General features: G+C 70.4%; 22 protein-coding genes and 1 tRNA gene. 8 read left to right on the top strand and 15 right to left on the bottom strand.

Annotated elements, in window-relative coordinates:
• The first annotated feature begins 96 nt into the window (after positions 1-96).
• Positions 97-417 (top strand): helix-turn-helix domain-containing protein, encoded by a 321-nt coding sequence (locus SROS_RS41335; RefSeq protein WP_012894927.1) that lies wholly within the window; start codon positions 97-99, stop codon positions 415-417.
• Positions 418-582: 165 nt separating this feature from the next.
• Here SROS_RS41335 and SROS_RS41340 read toward each other — a convergent pair whose 3' ends face one another.
• Positions 583-1,713: an ROK family protein gene (locus tag SROS_RS41340; RefSeq protein ID WP_012894928.1), complete on the bottom strand. Its 1,131-nt coding sequence runs from the start codon at positions 1,711-1,713 to the stop codon at positions 583-585.
• Positions 1,714-2,910 carry an FIST signal transduction protein gene (locus SROS_RS41345; RefSeq protein ID WP_012894929.1) on the bottom strand — a complete coding sequence of 399 codons (1,197 nt, stop codon included), beginning with the start codon at positions 2,908-2,910 and terminating at the stop codon, positions 1,714-1,716. It abuts the gene before it with no gap.
• 156 nt (positions 2,911-3,066) lie between these two features.
• Here SROS_RS41345 and SROS_RS41350 point away from each other — a divergent pair, with 156 nt between their 5' ends.
• Both SROS_RS41350 and SROS_RS41355 read left to right on the top strand, forming a co-directional pair.
• Positions 3,067-4,464, top strand: a complete 1,398-nt coding sequence (locus tag SROS_RS41350) for a sigma 54-interacting transcriptional regulator (RefSeq protein WP_012894930.1) — start codon at positions 3,067-3,069, stop codon at positions 4,462-4,464.
• A 9-nt stretch (positions 4,465-4,473) separates the two neighbouring features.
• Positions 4,474-6,420, top strand: a complete 1,947-nt coding sequence (locus SROS_RS41355) for a vWA domain-containing protein (RefSeq protein ID WP_012894931.1) — start codon at positions 4,474-4,476, stop codon at positions 6,418-6,420.
• A gap of 18 nt (positions 6,421-6,438) precedes the next feature.
• Here the strand turns inward: SROS_RS41355 and SROS_RS41360 are convergent, their stop codons facing one another.
• Positions 6,439-6,861 carry a DUF6292 family protein gene (locus SROS_RS41360; protein WP_012894932.1) on the bottom strand — a complete coding sequence of 141 codons (423 nt, stop codon included), beginning with the start codon at positions 6,859-6,861 and terminating at the stop codon, positions 6,439-6,441.
• A 521-nt stretch (positions 6,862-7,382) separates the two neighbouring features.
• Between SROS_RS41360 and SROS_RS41365 the strand changes: the two genes are divergently transcribed.
• Entirely contained in the window at positions 7,383-7,808 is a 426-nt protein-coding gene (locus SROS_RS41365; RefSeq protein WP_012894933.1) for a hypothetical protein, read from the top strand.
• A 45-nt stretch (positions 7,809-7,853) separates the two neighbouring features.
• Here the strand turns inward: SROS_RS41365 and SROS_RS41370 are convergent, their stop codons facing one another.
• Together SROS_RS41370 and SROS_RS41375 are read right to left on the bottom strand one after the other, a co-directional pair.
• A complete protein-coding gene (locus tag SROS_RS41370; protein ID WP_012894934.1) occupies positions 7,854-8,993 on the bottom strand; it encodes a cystathionine gamma-synthase in 1,140 nt (379 codons plus the stop codon).
• 211 nt (positions 8,994-9,204) lie between these two features.
• Positions 9,205-9,417: a hypothetical protein gene (locus SROS_RS41375; protein ID WP_012894935.1), complete on the bottom strand. Its 213-nt coding sequence runs from the start codon at positions 9,415-9,417 to the stop codon at positions 9,205-9,207.
• A 137-nt stretch (positions 9,418-9,554) separates the two neighbouring features.
• Here SROS_RS41375 and SROS_RS41380 point away from each other — a divergent pair, with 137 nt between their 5' ends.
• Positions 9,555-10,778, top strand: a complete 1,224-nt coding sequence (locus SROS_RS41380; protein WP_012894936.1) for a sensor histidine kinase — start codon at positions 9,555-9,557, stop codon at positions 10,776-10,778.
• A gap of 274 nt (positions 10,779-11,052) precedes the next feature.
• On the opposite strand, the gene SROS_RS41385 is transcribed toward SROS_RS41380, so the two are convergent.
• On the bottom strand, positions 11,053-12,423 hold the full coding sequence (locus SROS_RS41385; RefSeq protein WP_012894937.1) for a cystathionine beta-synthase: 1,371 nt from the start codon (positions 12,421-12,423) through the stop codon (positions 11,053-11,055).
• Positions 12,424-12,557: 134 nt separating this feature from the next.
• On the opposite strand from SROS_RS41385, the gene SROS_RS41390 reads away from it, so the two are divergent.
• From SROS_RS41390 to SROS_RS41400, 3 genes are all read left to right on the top strand, one after another.
• Positions 12,558-13,532 (top strand): SGNH/GDSL hydrolase family protein, encoded by a 975-nt coding sequence (locus SROS_RS41390; protein WP_012894938.1) that lies wholly within the window; start codon positions 12,558-12,560, stop codon positions 13,530-13,532.
• Between the two features lie 53 nt (positions 13,533-13,585).
• A complete protein-coding gene (locus SROS_RS41395; RefSeq protein ID WP_012894939.1) occupies positions 13,586-14,935 on the top strand; it encodes an outer membrane protein assembly factor BamB family protein in 1,350 nt (449 codons plus the stop codon).
• A 180-nt stretch (positions 14,936-15,115) separates the two neighbouring features.
• A complete protein-coding gene (locus SROS_RS41400) occupies positions 15,116-16,336 on the top strand; it encodes an acetyl-CoA C-acetyltransferase (RefSeq protein WP_012894940.1) in 1,221 nt (406 codons plus the stop codon).
• Here SROS_RS41400 and SROS_RS41405 read toward each other — a convergent pair whose 3' ends face one another.
• The 9 genes from SROS_RS41405 to SROS_RS41445 all read right to left on the bottom strand — a co-directional run bounded on the left by SROS_RS41405 (position 16,337) and on the right by SROS_RS41445 (position 23,850).
• A complete protein-coding gene (locus SROS_RS41405; protein WP_012894941.1) occupies positions 16,337-16,747 on the bottom strand; it encodes a PPOX class F420-dependent oxidoreductase in 411 nt (136 codons plus the stop codon).
• Positions 16,748-16,979: 232 nt separating this feature from the next.
• Positions 16,980-17,207, bottom strand: a complete 228-nt coding sequence (locus SROS_RS41410; RefSeq protein ID WP_012894942.1) for a DUF4287 domain-containing protein — start codon at positions 17,205-17,207, stop codon at positions 16,980-16,982.
• A gap of 187 nt (positions 17,208-17,394) precedes the next feature.
• Entirely contained in the window at positions 17,395-18,180 is a 786-nt protein-coding gene (locus tag SROS_RS41415; protein ID WP_012894943.1) for a Bax inhibitor-1/YccA family protein, read from the bottom strand.
• A gap of 303 nt (positions 18,181-18,483) precedes the next feature.
• A tRNA-Leu gene (locus SROS_RS41420) sits at positions 18,484-18,556 on the bottom strand.
• A gap of 229 nt (positions 18,557-18,785) precedes the next feature.
• Positions 18,786-19,298 carry a peptide deformylase gene (gene def, locus SROS_RS41425; protein ID WP_218919765.1) on the bottom strand — a complete coding sequence of 171 codons (513 nt, stop codon included), beginning with the start codon at positions 19,296-19,298 and terminating at the stop codon, positions 18,786-18,788.
• An 11-nt stretch (positions 19,299-19,309) separates the two neighbouring features.
• Positions 19,310-19,807, bottom strand: coding sequence for a glycine cleavage system transcriptional repressor (locus SROS_RS41430; RefSeq protein WP_012894945.1), 498 nt, complete (start codon positions 19,805-19,807; stop codon positions 19,310-19,312).
• 106 nt (positions 19,808-19,913) lie between these two features.
• Positions 19,914-21,230, bottom strand: a complete 1,317-nt coding sequence (locus SROS_RS41435; protein WP_012894946.1) for an NAD(P)/FAD-dependent oxidoreductase — start codon at positions 21,228-21,230, stop codon at positions 19,914-19,916.
• Between the two features lie 171 nt (positions 21,231-21,401).
• Positions 21,402-22,202, bottom strand: a complete 801-nt coding sequence (locus SROS_RS41440) for a uracil-DNA glycosylase (RefSeq protein ID WP_012894947.1) — start codon at positions 22,200-22,202, stop codon at positions 21,402-21,404.
• Between the two features lie 280 nt (positions 22,203-22,482).
• Positions 22,483-23,850: a hypothetical protein gene (locus SROS_RS41445; RefSeq protein WP_148269381.1), complete on the bottom strand. Its 1,368-nt coding sequence runs from the start codon at positions 23,848-23,850 to the stop codon at positions 22,483-22,485.
• Positions 23,851-23,878 lie beyond the last annotated feature (28 nt).

A 23,878-nucleotide genomic window follows, 5' to 3' on the forward strand; every position in this document is an offset into this window, starting at 1 on the left:
AAAAACTTTAGAATATTCTAAACTTCAGCCAGCCTGGGAGCATCGCGAGCGGCTGTACGAGATTTAACTGGTGGATCGGCAGAAGGAGATGACGCGGTGACCGGCCATCGCAAGTGGCGTGAGAGCGGCCATCTGGAGCGTGCGATCGAGACCGCGGGGGGCGTGGAGCGGTTCGAAGCGGAGACGCTGCACCTGCGGGAAGAAGCTCAGGCATGGCGTCTGGCCGAGATGCGTAAACGCCGTGGACTCACCCAGAACCAGGTCGCGGAGAACATGGGTGTCTCGGTCGGACGAGTGTCACAGATCGAGAAGGGCGATGTGTCGACTCGCGAAGTCCTGGATCGATATGTCGCCGCGCTCGGAGGCACCCTCAAACTGATCGCCGACTTCGGCGACGAGCAGCTCAAGGTCAGCTGATCGTTCGACAGCTTTCGCCCGATGGCCGGCACTATGGCGCCGGCTCTTCCAATCGCACGAACGGCCACCCGGCGGGCCCGCCGGCGGGGCGGCGCTCCACGCAGCCCTGCCCCGTACGGCGAGGCGGGCCAAGGGGGCGGAGCCGTACGGGGGGCGGACGGGCCGTCAGTGGGTCCAGTAGCGGTCGGTGGCGAGGATCAGGGCGGCGGCGCCGACCAGGCCGGCGTCCTGGCCGAGGGAGGCCGGGACGACCCGGACCCGCCGGGCGAACTCCATCCGGGTGTGGTCCCGGAGGGTGGCCTCCAGCGGATCGAACAGCAGCGGACCGGCCTGGGAAAGGCCGCCGCCGATGGTGACGACGTCCAGGTCACAGAGGTTCGTGGCCGAGGCGATGGCCAGGCCCAGGGCCCGGCCGGCACGGCTCATGGCGGCGAGGGCGATCTCGTCGCCCGCCTCCGCGTCCAGGGCGAGCTGCCGCCCGCTGGCCACCGCCGCCTCCACATAGCCGGACCCGGCATAGGCGGACCCGGCGCCCGGATCCCCGGGCTCGCCGTTGAGGGCGCCGTTCCCCCCACCGGAGGTCGCGGCCGTACCGCCGGAGGTCCGTGGCCCTTCGCCGGGCGGTGCGGTCGCGGCGGCGGGCGGGCCGGCGGCGCCCGGGTTCCAGCCCTGCTCGACCGCCCAGGCGGCCAGGCCCGGACCGCGGGCGACCGCCTCCAGGCAGCCCCGGCCGCCGCATCCGCAGGGGGGCCCGCCGGGGTCGACCACGATGTGCCCGATGTGCCCGGCGTTGCCGCTGCCGCCGTCGATCAGCCGGTCGCCCAGGATCAGCCCGCCGCCCACCCCCGTGGACACGACCATGCCGAGCATGTTGGCGCTGCCCCGCCCGGCCCCCCGCCAGTGCTCGGCGACGGCCAGGCAGACGGCGTCGTTGTGGATGCGGACCGGCACGCCGGGGAACCGCTCGGCGAGCCTCGCGCGCAGCGGGAAGCCTCGCCAGCCCGGCATGTTCAGCGGGGAGACGGCCCCCTCCGGCCAGGTCATCGGGCCGCCGCAGCCGATTCCGACACCGGCGACCGCGCCGCCGGCAGCGGCGTCGCCGTTGATCAGGCCGTCGGCCGCGGCGCCGTCCAGCAGGGAGTCGACCAGCTCGCCGAGCGCCTTCCACAGGGTCCGCGCGTCGCCACCCGGCGGCGTCGCCGCGCGGCGGGCAGTCCGCACGTTCCCGTCGGAATCCACCAGGGCGACGGCGAACTTCGTCCCGCCGATGTCGACAGCAAGCACTAATCCGGACATCTAGTGATCATAAGACTGATCTGCGGACGGGTGAGAGGAGAAGACCAGGACAGAGGCGGTGAATCCGTGCACGTGGTTGTGCCCGCCGACCGGGCCGACCTCCCCCGCCGCGAAGAAACCGGCCACGCTGATGGGACCGAGCGTGTCGCGGAGCGCGACCGCGTCGTGGTCGGCGGTGCCGAACATGGCCGAGCCCCGGCCGTTGCAGGAGAACAGCAGGGCGCCGTCCACCCGGCCGAACTCCTCGCGGTGCGCGTCGAGCAGCTCGTAGAGGTCCTCGTCGGCGGTGGCGGCGTCGCGGACCTGGAAGCGGACGGTGCGGCCGATCTCGACGACGTCGCCGATGGCCACGGCCTCCCGCTCGGGATCGATGCCGAGCACCCCTCTGATCAGGAAGTCACCGCGCTCGTGCCGCTCGGCGTATTCGTCCATGGCGATGCCGATCTGCAGCCCCGACGCGACCAGGTCCCGGTCGTCCTCGTCCAGCGCGCTGACGATCTCCTCCAGCCGGGCCAGGGCCGGCTGGCCGGCGAGTTCGAGGAGCAGGTTGTCCTCGACCGCGGTGACGGCCATCGTCGGCCCGATGGGACGGCACCCCTGGCTGACCACGGTGCTGATGTTGACGGGGCCGCTGAGCAGCACGCCGACGGCGCCCTCGGTGTAGATCTCCCCGTCGGCGAACAGCCGTACCGCGCCGCGCCCCTGGATCGCGTTGGCCAGGCCGCCGATCAGCGGGAGGTCGCCCAGCACCTCCTGGGAGCGCTCGACGAAGCCGTCGGTCGGGAAGCTGTAGGGATCGGCGAACAGGATGGCCGCGTGGTCGTCGGGGTGGCGTTCGGGCAGGCCGACCACGACGAAACGGTCATCGGTCCGCAGCGTGTCCAGCGCGAAGGTGGTCAGCCGGGCGCCCTCCAGCGTGGCCGCCCAGACGCTCACCGAAGGGGTGACCTCGATCCCCTGGCCGTCGCCGATCACCCCGGTGGCGCTGCAGCCGATCACCGAGGCGTCGGAGGCCATGCTCATCACCCGTAGTCCCGCGCGGGAGACGTTGTCGGGATCCTCACCGCATATGAAGAAACAGACCAGGTCAGGCGGTGCGGACAGGCCCGACAGGGCCTGGCGGACCGCAGTCTCGGCATTGGTGACCAGATCGGATCCCACGGCGAGACCGTCGGCGAAACGACTTGTCAGAAGCACCACTCGCCTCGCCTCTCCTTCTTCCCCGAAACCTTGTCCTGGAGCGATTCTCCCCACTGTGGGAACAAGCACGCGCACCGGCCGTCACGCAATGAGCAAGATCCGAAACCGGGATAAGAGTGCCGGTTTCGGCTCCGGGGACGTAGGCTCGATCTCGTGCCTCAAATCCCAGAGCCACGTACTCTGCGCGAGCTACGCGCGAGCGGCCATATCCACCGTACGGTAAAGGCCGAGATCCGCGAGAACCTCCTGGCCCGCCTCAGGGCCGGAGAGCCGCGGTTCCCCGGCATCGTGGGCTTCGACGACACCGTCCTGCCGCATCTGGAACGAGCCCTGCTCGCCGGGCATGACCTGGTCCTGCTGGGTGAGCGCGGCCAGGGCAAGACCCGGCTCATCCGCACCGTCACCGGCCTGCTCGACGAGTGGACGCCGGTCGTCGACGGCTGCGAGATCAACGACCATCCCTACGAGCCCTCCTGCGTCCGCTGCCGCCGCCTGGCCGGCGAGGCGGGCGAGGAGCTGCCGATCTCCTGGAAGCACCGGGACGAGCGGTACGGCGAGAAGCTCGCCACCCCCGACACCTCCGTCGGCGACCTGATCGGCGACATCGACCCGATCAAGATCGCGGAAGGGCGCACGCTCGGCGACCCGGAGACCGTCCACTACGGCCTGGTCCCGCGGAGCAACCGGGGTGTCTTCTCCGTCAACGAGCTGCCCGACCTGGCCGAACGGATCCAGGTGTCGCTGCTCAACGTGCTGGAGGAGCGCGACATCCAGGTCCGCGGCTACAACCTGCGGCTTCCGCTGGACATCCTGCTGATCGCCAGCGCCAACCCCGAGGACTACACCAACCGCGGCCGGATCATCACTCCGCTGAAGGACCGCTTCGGCGCCGAGATCCGCACCCACTACCCGCTCTCGATCGAGGCCGAGCTCACGCTCATCCGCCAGGAGGCGGCACTCGACCAGGTGGGCGCCGACCTCCCCGAGCACCTGGTCGAGGTGATCGCCCGCTTCACCCGGCTGGTCCGCGAGTCCACGGCGGTCGACGCCCGTTCCGGGGTGTCGGCCCGCTTCTCCATCGCCGCGGCCGAGACCGCCGCGGCCTCCGCCGTACGGCGTGCGGCCCTGACCGGCGAGGAGCACGCGGTCACCCGGGTGGCCGACCTGCCGGGCATCGTGCACACGCTGCGCGGCAAGGTGGAGTTCGAGGTCAGCGAGGAGGGCCGGGAGACCGAGGTCCTCGCCCACCTGCTCCGCCGGGCCGTGGCCGAGACGTTCCGGGGCACGCTCGGGGGCGCGGACCTGAACGCGCTGCTGGAGCGGTTCTCCGAGGGTGTCCAGGTCGAGTCCGGGCCCATGATCCCCGCCGCCGAGCTGCTGCGCAGGATCGGTCCGGTGCCCGGCCTGGCCAAGATCATGTCGAGGCTCGGCATCGGCGACGAGTCACCGGGCCACGCCGCGGCCGCGCTGGAGTTCGCCCTGGAGGGGCTCTACCTCCTGCGCCGCCTGTCCAAGGACGAAGTGGACGGCACGGCGGTCTACCGCACCTGAGGTGTCAGCATGAGCTATCGCTATGGCGAATACCGGGACGGGCCCGACCCGCTCGCCCCGCCGTACGACGTCCGTTCGGCGCTCGACCAGATGGGCGACGCCGTCCTGTCCGGCTCCAACCCCGGCCACGCCCTGCGTGACCTGCTCAAGCAGGGCCTGCCGGGAGCGCGGGACCGGCGCGGGCTGGACGATCTGCTCCGCGAGGTACGGCGGCGCCGGCGCGAGCTGCGTGAGCGCGGCCGGCTCGACGGCACGCTGGAGCGGGCCAGGGCCCTGCTGGACAAGGCGATCGGCCAGGAGCGGAGCGAGCTGTTCCCCGACCCGTCGGACGACGCCCGGCTCCGCGAGTCGGAGCTCGACGGTCTCCCCGAGGACACGGCGAGCGCGATCCAGGATCTGAGCACCTACCAGTGGCGCTCGGCCGCCGCCCGGCGGACCTTCGAGGAGCTGCGCGACCTGCTGCGCAGGGAGGTGCTCGACAGCCAGTTCCGCGGCATGCGGGAGGCGCTGGCCAACCCCGACCCCGCCGCGATGGAGCGGGTCCGGGAGATGATGTCCGAGCTCAACGACATGCTCGACCGGGACGCGCGGGGCGAGCACACGCAGGATGACTTCGAGAATTTCATGTCGAAATATGGAGACATGTTCCCGGAGTCGCCGCGGAACCTGGAGGAGCTGGTCGACACCCTCGCGCGCCGGGCCGCCGCGACCCAGCGCCTGCTGGCCTCGCTCACCCCCCGCCAGCGCGAGGAGCTCAACGCGCTGATCAACCAGACGCTGGAGCAGGCCGGGATGGGCGAGCAGATGCGCCGCCTGGGCGAGTCGCTCTACGCCCGCCGCCCCGACCTCGCCTGGAACACCCCGGAACGGCTGACCGGCGACGACCCCATGGGGATGGGCGACGCGGTGACGGCCCTCGACGAGCTCGCCGACCTGACCCAGCTTGAGGCCGCGCTCCGCCAGGACTACCCCGGAGCGCGGCTGGACGACATCGACGAGGGGGCGATCCGCCGCGCGCTGGGCCGCGCGGCCGTCGACGACCTGGAGGCGCTCCGGCAGATCGAGCGGGAGCTGGAGCAGCAGGGCTACCTCCGCCGCCAGCGGGGCAAGCTGGAGCTCACCCCCAAGGCCGTCCGCCGCCTCGGCGAGACCGCCCTGCGCCGGGTCTTCGCCTCGCTTGAGTCGGGCCGCCGCGGCGACCACGACCAGGTCGACGCCGGCGCCGCCGGGGAGCTCACCGGCTCCTCCCGGCCCTGGCGGTTCGGCGACGAGCAGCCCATCGACGTGGTGCGCACGGTGGTCAACGGCGTGCGGCGCGGCGGGGGCGGCGGTGCGGTCACCCTGTCGGTCGACGACTTCGAGGTGGCGGAGACCGAGCGGCGCACGGCCGCGGCGGTGTGCCTGCTGGTGGACCTGTCCTACTCGATGGCCCTGCGCGGCACCTGGGCCGCGGCCAAGCAGACCGCGATGGCGCTGCAGGCACTCGTCGCCTCGAAGTTCCCCCAGGACTCGGTGCAGATCATCGGCTTCTCCAACTACGCCCGCGTCCTGCAGCCCGACGAGCTGGCCGGGCTGGAGTGGGACATGGTCCAGGGCACCAACCTGCACCACGCCCTGCTGATCGCGGGCCGCCATCTGGACCGCCATCCCGACTTCGAGCCGGTCGTGCTCGTGGTCACCGACGGTGAGCCGACCGCCCACCTGCGGCGCAACGGCTCAGCGGCCTTCGAGTGGCCACCCACGCAGGAGACGCTGGAGCTGACACTCGCCGAGGTCGACAAGATGACCCGGCGCCGGGCGACGCTCAACGTGTTCATGCTCGCCGAGGACGAGCGGCTGAAGGAGTTCGTGAACGAGGTCGCCCGGCGCAACGGCGGCCGGGTGTTCTCCTCCGGCGCCGACCGGCTGGGCGAATACGTCGTCAGCGACTTCCTGCGGACCCGCCGGGCGCGCTAAGCGCGGGGAGGCCTCGTCTCACGCTTCGGCGTAGGCGTGGTAGCCGTTGAGCGCGAGGTCGAAGCCGTCGCGGTAGTGGCGGTAGGAGCGGTAGCAGGGCCGCCAGGCCGTGCTGTTGCCGACGCCCGCCCGGGCGTCGGCGATGGCGGAGGGGACCCGCTCCGGGCGGGGCAGCAGGCCGCCACCGAGATAGCGGGCGTCGGCCAGCACCGTGCAGAGCTCACGGTCGCCGGACACGTAACGGCCGCGGCGCCAGCCGCTCTCCTCGTCCCACACCAGCGCGTCGCCGCCGGTCAGGAGGATGGTGACGGCGCGCGGGTCGCAGGGCCCCTCCCACCAGTCGGTGGCCTCGGCGCCCAGCGCCTCGACGACGCGGCTCACGTACAGAGCCGGCTGCCTCAGCCACTCCTCGGTGTACGGCTCGACATGTCTCACACCCACAGCGGGCACTCCCTTGTGCCGTCGTGCACGATCCGGTTCAACGCTCGCCCGGCACGACCGCGACCTCAACGCCGACGGTCCCATCACACGGGAACGAGCTCGCCAGTGATCCTACTCACTCCACCGGGGTGCTCAGGGCCGAAATGCGAAGATCTACCATCGCACGTGGCCCGGAAGCCATGACATCCACAATGTGATGTTTTCGTGACAACCACTTATCCATCCGCTCTGTCTCTTTCACTGATGGCAGACACCGTCAGTGAACGGAAGTGAGGCAGTCCGATGGTCGCGGCGATTCTCGTGGCGCTGACGCTGGTCGCCGGCGTGTGTTACGAGCTGTGCATGGTCTCACGCACCCGCGACAGGCAGTTCCCGCCACCCGCGACGGGCGGGACGTCTCCGGTACGGAGTGACCGGGCCCCCTCTCCGGACACGGCGCCCCCCGCAGAGGGCGCGGAGACATCCGGAGATCTTGCGCGCCCCATACCCAGCCGAGATCACCGGGGGCTAATGTCTGGCGCATGACAGACCTGCTGCTCTGGCTGCACATCGGTTTCGCGATCTTCGCCCTGGGGCCGGTCACCGCCGCCACCATGTCCACGCCCAGGTTCATCCGCGCCAAGGACGTCAACGTCCTGCGCTACCTGCACAAGACCACGCGCGTCTACGCCATCGCGGCCGTCGGCGTGTTCCTGTTCGGCCTGCTGCTGGGCCGCGAATACCTTGGCAAACCCTACTTGTCGATCTCCATGACCCTGTTCATCGTCGCCGCGGTGCTCCTGGTCATCGTGGACCGGGACCAGATCACCGCCATCCGGGTCCTCAGCGACGAGAACCCGGACGACGACGCGAAGGTGCAGACCGGGCGGATCGCCGCGCTCTCCGGCGTGATGACCCTGATCTGGCTGGTCATCCTGGTCCTGATGGTCTGGGGCGACCCGTACTGACGTGCCCCGGCGGTCGCCGCGACCCGATCTGTGCGGGCAGTACGGCTAGCCCAGCGCCTGACTCAGGTCGGCGAGCAGGTCGTCGATCGACTCGATGCCGACCGACAGGCGGACCAGGTCGCCGGGGACCTCCAGCGGCGAGCCCGCCGCGGAGGCGTGCGTCATCCGGCCGGGGTGCTCGATCAGCGACTCGACACCGCCGAGCGACTCACCCAGGGTGAACAGCTTGGTCCGGTTGCACACCTCGACCGCCTCGGCCTCCCCTCCGGCCACCCGGAAGGAGACCATGCCGCCGAAGCGCCTCATCTGCTTGGCCGCCACCTCGTGGCCGGGGTGGTCGGGCATTCCCGGGTAGAGCACCGAGGTCACCCGCGGGTGGGCGAGCAGGAGGTCGACCACGCGCTCGGCGTTGTCGCAGTGGCGGTCCATCCGCACCCCGAGCGTCTTGAGACCGCGCAACGTCAGCCACGCATCGAACGGCCCCGCCACCGCGCCCATCGCGTTCTGGTGGAAGGCGAGCTCCGCGCCCAGGTCGGCGTCGGCCGTGACGAGCGCGCCGCCGACCACGTCGGAGTGGCCGCCCACGTACTTGGTGGTGGAGTGCACCACGATGTCCGCGCCCAGCGACAGCGGCTGCTGGAGGTAGGGCGAAGCGAAGGTGTTGTCGACCACCAGCAGGGCGCCGTTGTCGTGCGCGAGCTGGGCCAGCGCCGCGATGTCGGCGATGCCGAGCAGCGGGTTGGTGGGCGTCTCCACCCAGACGATCCTGGTCTTCTGGGTCATGGCGGCCGCGACGGCGGTCAGGTCGCCGAGCGGCGCCGGGTCGTAGTGCAGCCCCCAGCGCGAGTGCACCTTGGAGAACAGCCGGTAGGTGCCGCCGTAGGCGTCGTTCGGGATGATGACGTGGTCATCCGGCTTGCAGACCGTGCGGAGCACGGCGTCCTCGGCCGCCAGACCGGAGGCGAAGGCCAGGCCCCGGGTGCCGCCCTCGACGGCGGCCATCGCCTCCTCCAGCGCGGTCCTGGTCGGGTTGGCCGACCGGCTGTACTCATATCCGGCGCGCAGCCCTCCCACGCCGTCCTGCTTGTACGTCGACACCGCGTAGATCGGAGGAACGACGGCCCCGGTGTAGGGGTCGGGCTCCTGACCTGCGTGGATGGCAAGCGTCTCGAATCCTTCACTCATACGGCCAACGCTACTCGCAAAAGCGCCGCCGCCATGCGGCAGCATGACGGGACCGCACGCCGTACGACGGCGGCCACCGGACCGCACGTCACGACGGCGATCACGGGACGGGCACGCCGTACGACGGCGGTAACCGGACAGGCGTGTCAGGCGACGGCGGCCACCGTACGGCACGCCGTACGACGGCGATCGCCGGACGGCACGCCGCCCCTCAGGCCGCCTGTGGCTCCTGGTCCTCCACGCGACGCGGCCGCAGCCGTACGACCTCCCCGCCCGCGCCCAGCGGCGGGGCCTGGATGTGGCGGCCGCTGGCGCCCTCGGCGGGCTCCCCGTTGATGCGCGACAGCAGGACGGGGTCCGCGAGTGTCAGAGACACCGCGACCACGAGTCCGACGGCCAGCAACACGATCCCGATGACGGTCATTTCGCTCTCCTCTTCGACACCTCAAGCATCGGCGGCGGGCCCCCGCCCCGCCTCCGCTGAAGGATCGGTTCGCGGAGGCAGCGATCAGCCGAACGGCTGATATTTCATGTCAGCTGTTCGGCCTAGGCTCAGGGGCCGTGGGAGAAACACATCGCGTCGTCTACTGGATCCAACGGCTCAGCGAGTTCGCGCTCATCGGCTGGCTCTCCCTGCTGCTTCTGGTCGACCTCGCGATCGCGGCATCGAACGACGAATGGGCAGCGTGGCTGAATCTCATCTGCGGCGTCGTCGGCGTCCTGGCCGTGCTGTGGCGCCGCACCCGGCGGGTCGGCGGGTTCGCCGTCCTGCTGGTGATGTCGTTCGTCTTCACCCTGGTCATAGGGATCGTCGGGGGCCGGGGGGCGCCGGGTCTGGCCGAGACGGGATCGCTGCTGATCCTGACCATCGGCGGGCTGCGCTGGATCGAGCCGATCAGGCGGGCCGCGCTGTTCTCCGTGGCGTCGATGATCGTGCTGGAGACCGCGACGGGCCGCATCCCCCAGAGCAGCATGGCTCTCGGCACCGGCTTCCTCGTCTTCGTCGGCTGGTCCTTCGCCGCCGCGGTCGGCGCGTATCTCCGATTCCAGTTCGAGCGCCGCAAGGAGGCGGTGAGCTCCGTACGGCGGGCCGAACGCCTGGAGCTCGCCAGGGAGCTGCACGACCTGGTCGCCCACCACATCACCGGGATCGTCGTCCAGGCGCAGGCAGCCAAGATAGTCGCCCAGCAGAAGCCGGAGGCCGTGGTCCCCTCGCTGGAGGCGATCGCCAACGCCGGCGCCGACGCGCTGACCTCGATGCGCCGCCTGGTGAGCGTGCTGCGGGCGGAGGACGATGCCGCCCGGACCCCTGGCACCAGGCTCACGGACATGCGGATCATGGTGGAGCGCTTCTCCGCCGACGGCCCCCGGGTCGCCTTCGACATCGGCCAGGGCATCACCGACGAGACCCTGGCTCCGGAGGTGATGACCACCCTCCACCGGGTCCTGCAGGAATCCCTGACCAATGTCCGGCGGCACGCCCCGGGCGCCGGCTGGGTGGAGGCGGACCTGCGGCTCCTCACCGGCTCCGACGGGCAGGGCGGGCCCGACCGGCCCGCCTCGAACGGCAGGCAGGCTCCACGGACCCCCCCGGGCCGCGCGATGGGCACCGTACGGCTGCGCGTGCGCAACTACGGCTCGGCGGCCGACGTCAGGGTCTCCCGTCTGGGGGGTGGATTCGGCCTGGTGGGCATGGCCGAGCGCGTCGAGGCGCTCGGCGGCCGTCTTGTCGCCGGCCCCACCCCGGAGGGGGCCTGGGAGGTGCTGGCGGAGTTCGCCGTCTGACCTTCCAGCCGGCGGCCCACCAGCCATCCGGCCTTCCGGCCTTCCGGCCTCTGACCTTCCGGCCTCTGACCTTCCGACTTCCGGCTGTCCGGCCTTCCGGCTGTCCGGCCCACCGACCCTCCGGCTGTCCGGCCCACCGGCCTTCCGACTGTCCGGCCCACCGACCCTCCGACTGTCCGGCCGACCGACCTTCCGGCCGCCGGCCTCCCAACCTCCTGTCCTCCCGGCCTCCCGGCCATCCGGCCTTTCGACCGGCGGCCGGTGAGGGGGGCGGCTAGTGGTTGGCGAGGAAGGCCAGCAGGTCCTGACGGGTGACCAGTCCGACGGGTTTGCCGTCGTCGAGGACGACCGCGGCGTCGGCCTTCTCCAGCGCCTCGACCGCGATGGAGACCGGCTCCCCCGCACCGATCATAGGCAGCGGCTGGGACATGTGGTCGGCCAGCGGGTCGTTCGGCCGCACCCGGCCGCGGTAGAGGGCGTCGAGCAGGTCGCGCTCCAGGATCGAGCCGACCACCTCGGCGGCCATGACCGGCGGCTCCTCCTTCATCACCGGGAGCTGCGAGACGCCGTACTCCCGCATGATGGAGATGGCCGTGTCCACCGACTCGTGCGGGTGGGTGTGCACGAACTCCGGCATGCCGGATCCCTTGCGGGTCAGCACGTCCTTGACCAGGCCCTCGTCGCTGGAGGTGGTCAGGAAGCCGTAGTCGGCCATCCAGTCGTCGTTGAAGATCTTCGACAGGTAGCCCCGGCCGCCGTCGGGCAGCAGCACCACGACCACGTCGTCCGGGCCGGCCTGCTTGGCCACGCGCAGTGCCGCGACCGCCGCCATGCCGCAGGAGCCGCCCACCAGCAGCGCCTCCTCGCGGGCCAGGCGACGGGTCATGCCGAAGGAGTCCTTGTCGGAGACGGCGATGATCTCGTCGCAGATCGTGGTGTCGTAGGTGGCCGGCCAGATGTCCTCGCCGACGCCCTCCACCAGGTAGGGCCGTCCGCTGCCGCCGGAGTAGACCGAGCCCTCCGGGTCCGCTCCGATGATCTTCACCCGGCCGTCGGAGACCTCCTTGAGGTAGCGACCGATACCGCTGATGGTGCCGCCCGTGCCGACGCCCGCCACGAAGTGGGTGAGCCGGCCCTCGGTCTGCTCCCAGATCTCCGGGCCGGTGGAGTGGTAGTGGCTGTCGGGGTTGTTCGGGTTGGAGTACTGGTCCGGCTTCCAGGCGTTCGGAGTCTCCCGGGCCAGCCGGTCGGAGACGGAGTAGTAGGAACTCGGGTGGTCGGGAGAGACCGCCGTCGGGCAGACCACGACCTCCGCACCGTAGGCGCGCAAGACCGCGATCTTGTCCTGGGCGACCTTGTCGGGCACCACGAACAGGCACTTGTAGCCCCGCTGCTGGGCCACGATGGCCAGCCCGACCCCGGTGTTGCCCGACGTGGGCTCCACGATCGTGCCGCCGGGGCGCAGCGCGCCCGACTTCTCGGCGGCATCGATCATCCGCACCGCGATCCGGTCTTTCACCGAGCCGCCCGGGTTGAAATACTCCACCTTGGCCAGCACTTGAGCCGGCAGCCCCGCCGTCACCTTGTGCAGCCGGACGAGTGGAGTGTTGCCTATCAGCTCCACGAGTGAATCATGTACGCGCACCGGATGATCACCTCGAAATACCAAAGCTTTGTCAGCTTGTTGTGTTGAACGCCCGGGTCCCCTGGGGGTGGACGGGACTCGGTTACTTTTCAAGGCAACGCTACCGCCGCGCCGTATCGAGGGAGCAACGCCACGTGACCTGGACACCGGGGGCGGTACGGACCGCCCGGCGCATCGCGGCCGCCGCGGCCGTGGGCGGAGGCGGGATCACCGCGCTCGGAGCGGCCACCTACGGGCTGCTGCTGGCCGAGGCCCTGCTGGCCCGCCGGATCGTCGGCCGCCCGCACGGCATGGAGGGGCCTCCCTCGGACGGGGTCTACGGCGACTTCGACGGCGAGCCGATCCGGATGGTCATGCTCGGCGACTCCACCTCGGTCGGCCTGGGCACCAACGACCCCGCGGAGACCCCGGCCGTGCTGATCGCCTCGGGCCTGTCCGTCGTCGCCGAGCGTCCGGTGCGCCTGACCGTGCTCGGCAAGTCCGGGGCGGCCTCCGTCGAGCTCGCCGACCAGGTGGACCTGGCGCTCGACGCCATGCCCGAGGTCGCGGTCATCTTCATCGGCGCCAACGACGTCACCACGCAGACGCTGCCCGCGCAGGCCGTACGGCATCTGCAGAAGGCGGTGCGGCGGCTGCGCGAGGCCGGGGCCGAGGTGGTCGTGGGCACCTGCCCCGACCTCGGCACGGTCCGGCCGATCGTGCAGCCGCTGCGCTGGGTGACCCGGCGCTGGAGCCGTCAGCTCGCCGCCGCGCAGACGGTGGCCGTGGTCGAGGCGGGCGGGCGGACGGTGGCCTTCGCCGACCTCCTGGGGGAGGAATTCACTGCAAACCCGGGTGAAATGTTCGGACCGGATCGTTTCCATCCATCTGTCCAAGGTTATCTACAGGTTGCTTACGCGGTGCTACCTTCTGTAGGCAGTGCGCTGGGACTGTGGCCCGAACCACGGCGCCAGCGCAGTGAGTCGATCTACCTCGCGGCGGCTATGGCCGCGGAGGAACCCGGCACCGAGGTGTCCGCGACTCGTGTCGCCGGCCGAGCAACCGGACCCCACGGACGTTGGGTGACGATGTTCCGCCGGAGGCCCGGGGCGCCGCCTCACGATGCCTGAACACGGTTACCCTCCGCGGCGAAGTCGTGACGTCTCGCCCCCATTGGAGTGGAATGCCCGTGATCTGGCCTCACGCGAAACCGGCCCTGGTGCTCGCCGGAGCCCTGGCCCTGGCTGGCTGCTCCGGCAGTGAAGCGGCCACACCGGCCCATCCCACCTGGCACAACGCCGAGGTGAACGCGGTCAGCCGCACCACCGCCGCCGGTGGCGTGGCCATGACGACCTCCATGAAGCCCGACGGCGCACTGGAGACAGTGGCCCTCGACCTCGCCTCGGGCAAGAAGCTGTGGGCCCATCCCGCGACGATGGCGGGCCGCCTGCCGGGGATGGGGGTCCCGGCTCCGGCGATCATCGAGACCGGCGAGGGGCAGGCCGTCGCGGTGGCGGTCGACCCGACCAGGCAGGGCCGGTGGAACGCCACGCTCATCGCGCGCGACGCGAGGACCGGGGCCCAGAAGTGGACCCGCCCGGTGCACTCCACGTTCGGCCCGCAGAGGTGCGGGGCGTTCGTGTGCATGTCCGAACAGACCGCCCTGGCCACGGCGCGGGTCGTCGTGCTCGACCCCGCCACCGGCGAGCTGATGTGGAAGCTCCCCGGCATCGCCGAGGTCGAGTGGTCCGACGCCTCCCGCGTCGTGTTCCTGCGCCTGGCCCGGCACCCGGTCCTGGAGTCCTACGACCTGAAGACCGGCAAGGCCGGCTGGCGGCTGCCGGTCGAGCAGCCCCTCGGCGCGGGGGTCGACATGTCGGGCGGCTGGTCGTTCGGCGCGACGGCCGACAACCTCATCGGCTACGTCGCCCCCTACACCAACCCGGAGACGAAGAAGGTCTCCGCCTTCGGCCTGTTCTCCCTGAAGCTCGCCGACGGCACGGTCAACTGGATACGCCCCTCGGTCGTGCGCGTCTACCCCAGCGGCAGCCCAGGCTTCGCGCCGGTGGTCCGCCCGGTCGACCAGCAGGGCCAGTACGGCGGCTTCGCCCGGCTGGACGCCGAGAGCGGCCGGGTCCTCGGCCAGATCCCCGCCACCCAGGTCCCCGACTCGGGCTGGTGGCTGGCCTTCCCCGACCGGATGGAGAAGCTCGGCTTCCTCAAGCACGGCAAGCCCGGCAGCGCCTTCGACCTGACCACCGGCCGGAACGCCGAGATCAAGGGCGAGCGGGGCTGGTCCTTCTGCGTCACCGACCCCAAGCCCCTCCCGATCAAGGGCCAGAGTCCGGGCTTCTACTCGGTCGCCTCGCTGTGCGAGTTCGAGCTGGCCGACGGCAGGAAGGTCGCCGGCTCCGACGCCCCGCCCGCCTGGTTCACCGGCGGCCAGGACGGCTGGCGGACATGGCGCGACGAGCGGGGCGGCCTGCACGGGATCAAGGACGGCACCGGCACCTCTCCGGGCATGTACGGCTGACCCGGGCACGGCGCTGACCCAGGCACGGCGCTGACCCGGGCACGGCAGGGGCCCGTCTCCGGGCAGGGCCCTTGTGCGCGCCGTACAAAGTTCTGTTTCATCTCGCCCCGGGTCGTGGCATCCGCGCTACTGCGCGGTAACCTCCGCATGAGGAGCAGCCAACCAACCCAGGAGAGCCACATGCCCGAGGCAGTCATCGTCGCAACCGCGCGCTCGCCGATCGGACGCGCCTTCAAGGGATCCCTCAAGGACATCCGTCCCGACGACCTGACCGCACAGATGATCAAGGCCGCGCTGGCCAAGGTCCCCCAGCTCGACCCCACCGGCATCGACGACCTGATGCTGGGCTGCGGCCTGCCGGGCGGCGAGCAGGGGTTCAACATGGCCCGCGTGGTCTCCACGCTGCTCGGGCTGGACACCGTGCCCGGCACCACCGTCACCCGCTACTGCTCGTCCTCGCTGCAGACCACCAGGATGGCGCTGCACGCGATCAGGGCGGGCGAGGGCGACGTGTTCGTCTCGGCGGGCGTGGAGTGCGTCTCCCGCTTCGCCAAGGGCAACTCCGACTCGCTGCCCGACACGCAGAACACGCTGTTCGACGAGGCCCGCGGCCGTTCGGCCAAGGCCGCCGAGGGCGGCGGCGAGGTCTGGCACGACCCGCGCGAGGACGGCACCGTGCCCGACGTCTACATCGCGATGGGCCAGACCGCGGAGAACCTCGCCGGGTTGAAGGGCGTCTCCCGCCAGGAACAGGACGAGTTCGGCGTCCGGTCCCAGAACCTGGCCGAGAAGGCGATCGCCAACGGCTTCTGGGAGACCGACATCACCCCGGTCACCCTGCCCGACGGGACCGTGGTCAGCAAGGACGACGGTCCCCGCGCGGGCACCACCTACGACGCGGTCTCGCAGCTCAAGCCGGTCTTCCGGCCGGACGGGACGGTCACCGCCGGCAACTGCTGCGCGCTGAACGACGGCGCCGCCGCGGTGATCGTGATGAGCGACACCAGGGCCGCCGAGCTGGGCATCACCCCCCTCGCCCGGATCGTCTCCACCGGCGTGACGGGCCTGTCCCCCGAGATCATGGGCCTGGGCCCGGTCGAGGCCTCCAGGCAGGCCCTGGCGCGGGCGGGCATGTCGATCGGCGACGTGGACCTCGTCGAGATCAACGAGGCCTTCGCCGCCCAGGTCATCCCGTCCTACCAGGATCTCGGCATCGACCTCGACCGGCTCAACGTCAACGGCGGCGCCATCGCGGTGGGCCACCCGTTCGGCATGACCGGTGCCCGGATCACCTCCACGCTGATCAACAGCCTCCGGTTCCACGACCGGTCGATCGGCCTGGAGACCATGTGCGTGGGCGGCGGTCAGGGCATGGCCATGGTCCTGGAGCGCCTCAGCTAGTCATCCGTGGACGTCGGGGCCGGCACGGGTGAGCTCGACCCTCAGGATCACCCGCCGGTCCCGCTCCATGGCCGCGCGGTAGTCGTCCCAGTCGGGATGCTCGCCGGAGATGTCACGGTAGTAGTTCACCAGCGGTTCCATCGCCTCGGGCAGCGAGACGATCTCCGCGGTGCCCTCGATCTGGATCCACTCGCCGTAGAAGGCGTCAGTCGTCACGCAGAGCGCCACCTGGGGATCCCTGCGGAGGTTGCGGACCTTCGCGGCGGTCTCCCGGGTGCTGACGATCGCATGCCCCTCGCCGTCCAGCCCGACGGTGACGGGGGACATCTGCGGCCGCCCGTCGGCGTGCCGGGTAAGCAGGACCGCGCGGTGGTTGTCGCGGATGAAGTTACGTGCCTTGTCGAGATCCATGGCACCATCATGGCCGGTGAGGGTGCTGCCGTGTTTTATCCGGCGGACGAATCGCCTTCTCTCGGGGGTTTCGCCGTCCGAAACGGTCAGGGCTCGGCCGTCACCCACCTCGGACGAGAGGCTCCGGAGGGTGGAGAAGTCAGGGCGCCGTCACGCATGCCACGATCATGGCTTCGCGTGCGAAGGCCCGCACCACCGGACGGAAGGTGCGGGCCCCGCGAAGATAGACGGCTTACAGGTAGCGGCTACGGCGGTGGCGCTCGTGCTCGTGCACGATGGCGGCCGCGTAGCCGTGGGTCAGCCCGTGCTCGTCGGCGAGCCAGTTGGCCCGCTCGTCACAGCGCAGGAACGACGGGCCGTTGTCGATGGCTTTGAACCACTCTGGGAGGGCGCGTCCTGTGATATCCGGGACCCTTGCGATCAGCTTGCTCTGCGTCTCCAGTGAGTGGTTCAACGACATGGGCACCTCCACGGATAGGGCTCCTTTGCTCGACAGTGCATCACGAGTCCGCAGATAGCAAGCCCTCACTAGCTGGTCATCCGTGATGATGCGTCGCTCATTGGTGGCTTCTCGTTCATCGGCTTGCCCACCCCAGGCAAGAAGAAACCCCCGCCGGAGATGCTCCGGCGGGGGTTTTCAGCCATGCCTAGTCGCTGCTGGAGAAGTAGCTCAGCAGACGCAGGATCTCCAGATAGATCCAGACCAGGGTGACCGTCAGGCCGAAGGCCATCAGCCAGGAGTACTTCGCCGGGGCGCCGGCGCGCACGCCCTGCTCGACCGCGTCGAAGTCGAGCAGCAGGAAGAAGCAGCCGATCAGGATCGCGGCGATGCTGAACACGTAGGCCAGCGGGCCGCCCGAGCGGATGCCGATGCCGTCGGCGATGAAGAAGGTCGCGACCCAGTTGACGAGCATGAGGCCCATCAGGCCCAGACCCGCCGCCACGACGAACTTGGTGAACTTCGGTGTGACACGGATGATCCGCAGCGAGTACACGGCGAGCATGGCGGCGAAGGCCAGAGCCGTGCCGACCACCGCCTGGAAGACGATGCCGTTGTACAGGTTGTTGTACATGTGGCTGATCACGCCGATGGCCACGCCGTAGGAGACGGCGTATCCGAGGATCAGCACCGGGTTCGTGCTCTGCTTGAACGAGACGATCAGGCCGAGGACGAGACCAGCGATCACACCGACGAGCAGAGCCGCCGTGCCGAGGTTGAGCGCCCAGGCCACCGCCGCGGAGACGACCAGCGTCCCCAGCGTGATGAACCCGCGCACCACCACGTCGTCGATCGTCATGGTCCGCTGCGCGGGGGGCGCGTACGCCGGCCTGTCGTACATCCCCTGAAGCTGGTCAGGGGTGGGGGTCGGCGCTCCCCATGCCTGCTGGTTCCCGCTGGACTGCCGACTGAATACGGGGTTCTTACTCTCCATCGCTGCCTCCACGCTGCGACCTACGCGATCAGCGTATTAGATCGGTTGTCACACGGCCGTATCGTGTTGATATCCATGTCTGTCTCATCCATGTGGCCGTACGGCTACCGCCGAACGATCCAACGAACGACCTTCCCGTCGGGTTCCCGTCTCTCACACGGGTATCACGGCCCGTGCACCGGGAACCCGCCGGGCCGCCTCCAGCGCCCCGTCTCGGATCGCCCCGTCTCGGCCCGGCCCCGGGAGACGGACGGCCCGTGACCGCGTTGCCGGTCACGGGCCGTTCGCCGTGTGAGCGCACAGTGCCCCCGGAGGGACTCGAACCCTCACTCGAACCCTTTTAAGGGGTTTGCCTCTGCCGTTGGGCTACGGGGACGCCGTAATCATACGTAACGGACCACTCATCCGAGGAGCACAACTTCGTATCATGCGTCACACGAACATGTGACCGGCGATGCCCCTGAAGCCTTTGGGCATAGCCGATCCGGCGCGACGGCACCCCTGACGTCAACGGCTGGTCGCCGTGTGGTCCACCACGGAACATCGACAAGAAAACAGACTTAAGAAACAAAGGCCTCAGGTAATCACGAAAACCGCGAAAATGCTTACTCCCCGGCCGGTTCCACTCGGCGGACCGCCCAGGCGCGGGTGACGCGGTCCAGGAACAGCACGCCGTCGAGATGGTCGAGCTGGTGCTGGATGCAGCGGGCCTCGAAGGCGTCGGCGTCGATGGTGACGGGAGCGCCGGTACCGGGGCGTTCGCCCCGGACGGTGATGCGGGTCGCGCGCAGGACGTCACCGGTCAGGCCGGGGACGGACAGGCAGCCCTCGCGGGCGGGTTCCCAGCGGGAGGCGGCGACCAGCCGGGGATTCGCCACGACCAGCTCCCCGGCGCAGGAACGGGCGCCGGGATGGAGGGAGACGTCGACGGAGAGCAGCCGCCAGTCCAGGCCTATCTGGGGGGCGGCCAGGCCCGTGCAGTGCCGTGCCCGGCGCATGGTGGCGAGGAGGTCGGCCGCCGCGACGACGACCCGGGGGTCGGCGGGGTCCACGGCGCGCGCCCGGGCGGTCAGCACGGGATGCGGGGCGGCGATCAGCTCACGGGGGGTCCCGGACACGGGCGCGCCCATCACAGCACGTCCGGCTCGGCCGGGCGGAAGGTGATCTCGGAGCCGAGGTCGGCGCCCACCGCGGCCAGGCGGCACATCAGCTCGGCCACGTCCACCGCCTCCGGCAGCCGTACGTCCGCGATCAGGACGTACAGCCGGCCGCAGAGACGGGACGTCATGCCGGTGATGTCGCCCCCGGCTCCGGCGAGCACCGCGCTGACCGCGGAGATGATGCCGGGACGGTCGGGACCGTGGAGCGTCAGCACGTAGCCGAGGCCGTCCGGGTCGCGGCCGGCGTCACGGCGGGACTCGACGCCGGTCACGGTGACCGCCACCCCGGGGAAGGCCGAGGCCGGCGGCAACCGGCCGGAGACCAGCAGCATCATCGCAACATGGCCGCCGAGCAGCGTCATCGCCGAATCCTCGACGTTCGCGCCACACCCGGCGAGCACCGCGGTCACCTCGGCGATCGTTCCCGGTCTGTCAACTCCCAGCACGGTGATCGCAGACAGGTCCACCCCCCACCCCCTCCCGGCTTGGGCTGGGGCTCAAGGGACGAGCATGACGATCAGCAACAAACCCTGACGAGAACCCAGCAGTTTCCCACCTGCGGGTGCCCGGGACTCAGTACGTCGCGGCCTTGCGGAACTCCGTGCGCGGCGCCTCGATCTCTCCGAGTGAGACGGTCTCCCGCTTGAAGAACAGCGCCAAGGTCCAGTCCGCCATCACACGGACCTTGCGGTTGAGAGTAGGCACCCGCGACAGATGGTAGGTGCGGTGCATGAACCACGCAGGCAATCCGCGAAGCTTGACCCCGTAGACGTTGGCGACGCCCTTGTGGAGGCCCAGGCCGGCGACCGATCCGACGTACTTGTGCCGGTAGTCGACCAGTTCCTCTCCGTGGAGCAGGTGGGTGATGTTGTCGGCGAGGACCTTGGCCTGCCGTACGGCGTGCTGGGCGTTGGGCGCGCAGTACTGGCCCGGGTTGGTCACGTCGGGCACTCCGGCCACGTCGCCGGCGGAGAAGGCGTCGTCGACTCCGGCGACGGTCAGGCGGGTGGTCGTCTTGATCCGGCCACGCTCGTCCAGCGGCAGGTCGCCGGCGTTGACGACCGGGCTGGGCTTGACGCCGGCGGTCCACACGATGGTCGCCGACTCGAACTCCTCACCGTCGGAGAGCTTGACCAGACCGCCCTCGCAGGAGTCCAGGCGGGTGTTCATCTTGACCTCGATGCCCCGCTCGCGGAGCTGCTCGGCGGTCCACTTGCCCATCTCGGGGCCGACCTCGGGCAGGATGCGGTCGGTCGCCTCGACGAGGACCCAGCGCATGTCCTCGCGGGAGATGTTGCGGTAGTAGCGGACGGCGTCGACGGCCATGTCCTCCAGCTCGGCGAGCGCCTCGACGCCCGCGAAGCCGCCGCCGATCACGACGAACGTCAGCGCCCTGCGGCGCAGGCCCGCGTCGTCGTCGGACTCGGCCCGGTCGAGGAGTTCGAGCACCCGGTTGCGGAGCGCGATCGACTCGCCGATCGTCTTGAAGCCGATCGCGGCGTCGGCGAGGCCTGGGATGGGGAGGGTGCGGGAGATCGAGCCGGCGGCCATGACCACGATGTCGTAGCCGATCTCGTGCGGCGTGCCGACGTTCGGCTCGAAGGCGACCGTCTTGGTCGCGTGGTTGACCTTGGAGACCTTGCCGTTGAGGATCGTCGCCCTCTTCAGCACCCGGCGGAGCGGGACCACTACGTGCCGGGGCGAGAGGTTTCCGGCCGCCGCCTCGGGAAGGAAGGGCTGGTAGGTCATGTGGGATTCGGGAGTGAGGACGGTGATGCGCACGCTGCCCTCGCGCAGTTCCTTGCGGAGCGTGTGCTGCAGGCGCAGCACGGTGTAGAGACCGACGTAGCCCCCACCGACGACCACGATGTGCTTGGAGTTGCGGTTCACTTCGGCGCCATCCTTAGGTCCAAGGCTTTGTGAAAGCTTTCACAAGCATACGTCCACCCCGCCGGTCGCGCCATGCGCCCTCCAGGTAATTTGCGCGACTTTTTCCCAAATCGGGAGGAACTATCTCCCTTCTCCCCAAAAATTCGGTCAATATTACCTTTGTGATCGAGTTCACAAGTGACGAAGGACGTTTGCCCTGGTGAAGACCTGGTCAAGCATCTCGGCGGTCACCCGGCCGGTGAAAGTGTTCTGCTGGCTCGGGTGGTAGCACCCGAGAAGCCGGACCGGAGTCCCGTCACGTGAGATCTCCACCTCGGCGCCGTGCCCGAAGGGCGGCCTGGGGCGCGGCAGGTCGTATCCGGCGTCCTTCAGCGCGGGCCAGACGGCCTGCCAGGCGAAGCCTCCCAGCGCGACCACCACGCGCACGCTGCCGGCGACCAGCGCGACCTCCCGGGACAGCCACGGGAAGCAGGCGGCCCGCTCCGACGGCTCGGGCTTGTTGGCCGGCGGGGCGCACCGGACGGCGGCCACCATGCGCGCGCCGATGAGCCGCTGCCCGTCGCCCGCGCGGACGCTGGTCTCCTGCGCGGCCAGACCTGTCCGGTGGAGCGAGCCGAACAGCCAGTCCCCGCTGCGGTCCCCGGTGAAGATGCGGCCGGTCCGGTTGCCCCCGTGCGCGGCCGGGGCCAGCCCGACGATGAGGACCTCCGGCCTCTCATCCCCCCACCCCGCGATGGGCCGCCCCCAGTAGGTCTCCCCGGCGAAGGCCCGCCGCTTGACCGTCGCGACCTCCTCGCGCCACTCCACCAGGCGCGGGCAGGCCCGGCAGACCGACTGCCGGGCCGTGAGTTCGGCGAGGGTACGGCTCGCGCCCGCGAGCTCGCCCACCTCGGCGGGGTCGTGGGCCACGGGGGTGTCCGGCCGGGCGGGGTCGTCCGGCCAGCAGCCGGATCCGGGAGGAACATGGGTCATGACCTCGATGGTGCCCGATCGGACGAGGTCGATGTGCCGGGAGGCCGGGCCCGCCCCGGTCTCTGCACGGGGAGGACCCCGGCCCGCGTGGAGAGAGCTCCGGCTCGCGCGCGGAAAGACCCGCGCGGAGAGAGCCCGGGACCGCACGGAAAGGACCGCACGGGGAGGACCCCGGCCCGCACGGAAAGGACCGCGCGGAGAGGGCCCCGGCCCCGGACAGCGAAAAGCGGCGCCCGCTGGGTGCGGGCGCCGCCTGTTTCAGTCAGGACGAGACTCGGTGTCAGGCGTCCTTGGCCTCAGCGGACTTGTCAGTGGCCTTGACGCAGACCGCCTCGTAGTCCAGGGTCGTCGAGCCGCCGCCGACGATCCCCAGCCTGGCGTTGCCGGCCTTGAGGCCGTCCGACGCGCTGGTGAAGGAGACGGACTTGGTGCCCTCCGAGGTGAACTCCAGGTCCTCGGACTTCACGACGGAGCCGTTGAGGCTCCAGGTGACGGTGACCTTGATCGGACCGGTGGCGTAGATGCTGCCGGTGCCGGTGACCGAGCCCGCCGGGCAGCCGGCCTCGACCTGCTTGACCGACGTGCCGGCCTGGATCCAGGCCTTCGACGCCGGCGGGGCGGCCTTGCAGGTGACCTTGCCCTCGACGGTGCCGCTGGTCGGGCCGCCGTAGATCTCGATCGAGCGCCTGCTGGTCCCGGACGCCGAGGCGGTCCAGGAGTCGCTCACGCTGCGGCTCTGGTGACCGTAGCCACGGCCGTCGAAGTAGACGCTCTGCCAGCCGCCCGCGACACCGTCACGGATCCAGCGGTACTTGACCTCGCCACGACCGTGCGAGGCACTGATCGTGCCGGTGAAGGTGCGGGTGACCGGGCAGTCGCCCTCGTAGTTCGAGGGGGCGTTGACGGAGGCCGAGACCTTCGGCGACGAGTCCCGGCACCAGATCTTGAAGTAGGCGCGGTTGGAGGAGGCGTCCCCCGGGCTCAGGATCTGCAGGACCGCCCAGCCACGCAGGCTCTCGTGCGGCCTGATCACGTGGTAGACCTTGCGCGAGCCGTAGACGCGCACGGCGTCCCGGTCGACGACGCGGCCGTTGACGACCCACTGGTAGCGCACCCAGCGCGTGCCGGAGGCGGTGATGCGGCCGATGAGGGTCGCCTCACAGTTGCGCTCGTCGACCCACGCCTGGGCTCCGACGGTGTGGGTGTTGACGACGTACTTGTCGTCGTCACCCTCGTCACCGCAGGAGACCTTGAAGTAGCCCTTGGCGGAGGTGACCTTGCGCGGCGCCAGAACCTGCAGCGCCTGCCAGCCCTTGAGGTCGCCGCCCTTGAAGGTCGAGGACTCCTTCGCCGTGACGTACTTGACGCCCTTGCCCTTGAGCACGACGGTCTTGACCGCGCTCTTGGAGCCGTTCCCGCGCAGCCAGCGGTAGGCCACGGTGGTCTTGCCCCCGTAGGCCTTCACCTTGATCCGCGAGGAGAACGTCACCCGGGTGGGGCACTCGTCGGAGTGGGAGGGGGAGGCCTTCGTCTTGCTCACCGAGACCGCGGGCCTCGGCGTGGCGGAGGAGGAGGAAGCCGTCTTCCCCGCCTGGGTGGTGGAACCGCTGGCCGCCGCTGCGGGCGTGGCCAGAAGTCCTGCCGCCATCGTCGCCAGCATGGCCGTGCTGGCTCCT

The organism is Streptosporangium roseum DSM 43021, assembly GCF_000024865.1.
Lineage (GTDB): Bacteria > Actinomycetota > Actinomycetes > Streptosporangiales > Streptosporangiaceae > Streptosporangium > Streptosporangium roseum.

Bases quoted from the DNA above. Each gene is read 5' to 3' on its own strand.
- SROS_RS41365 (WP_012894933.1), top strand. From the start codon at position 7,383: ATGACAGACCTGCTGCTCTGGCTGCACATCGGTTTCGCGATCTTCGCC.
- SROS_RS41355 (WP_012894931.1), top strand. From the start codon at position 4,474: ATGAGCTATCGCTATGGCGAATACCGGGACGGGCCCGACCCGCTCGCC.
- SROS_RS41375 (WP_012894935.1), bottom strand. From the start codon at position 9,417: ATGACCGTCATCGGGATCGTGTTGCTGGCCGTCGGACTCGTGGTCGCG.
- SROS_RS41415 (WP_012894943.1), bottom strand. From the start codon at position 18,180: ATGGAGAGTAAGAACCCCGTATTCAGTCGGCAGTCCAGCGGGAACCAG.
- SROS_RS41400 (WP_012894940.1), top strand. From the start codon at position 15,116: ATGCCCGAGGCAGTCATCGTCGCAACCGCGCGCTCGCCGATCGGACGC.
- SROS_RS41440 (WP_012894947.1), bottom strand. From the start codon at position 22,202: ATGACCCATGTTCCTCCCGGATCCGGCTGCTGGCCGGACGACCCCGCC.
- SROS_RS41370 (WP_012894934.1), bottom strand. From the start codon at position 8,993: ATGAGTGAAGGATTCGAGACGCTTGCCATCCACGCAGGTCAGGAGCCC.
- SROS_RS41405 (WP_012894941.1), bottom strand. From the start codon at position 16,747: ATGGATCTCGACAAGGCACGTAACTTCATCCGCGACAACCACCGCGCG.
- SROS_RS41395 (WP_012894939.1), top strand. From the start codon at position 13,586: ATGCCCGTGATCTGGCCTCACGCGAAACCGGCCCTGGTGCTCGCCGGA.
- SROS_RS41340 (WP_012894928.1), bottom strand. From the start codon at position 1,713: ATGTCCGGATTAGTGCTTGCTGTCGACATCGGCGGGACGAAGTTCGCC.
- SROS_RS41445 (WP_148269381.1), bottom strand. From the start codon at position 23,850: ATGGCGGCAGGACTTCTGGCCACGCCCGCAGCGGCGGCCAGCGGTTCC.
- SROS_RS41410 (WP_012894942.1), bottom strand. From the start codon at position 17,207: ATGTCGTTGAACCACTCACTGGAGACGCAGAGCAAGCTGATCGCAAGG.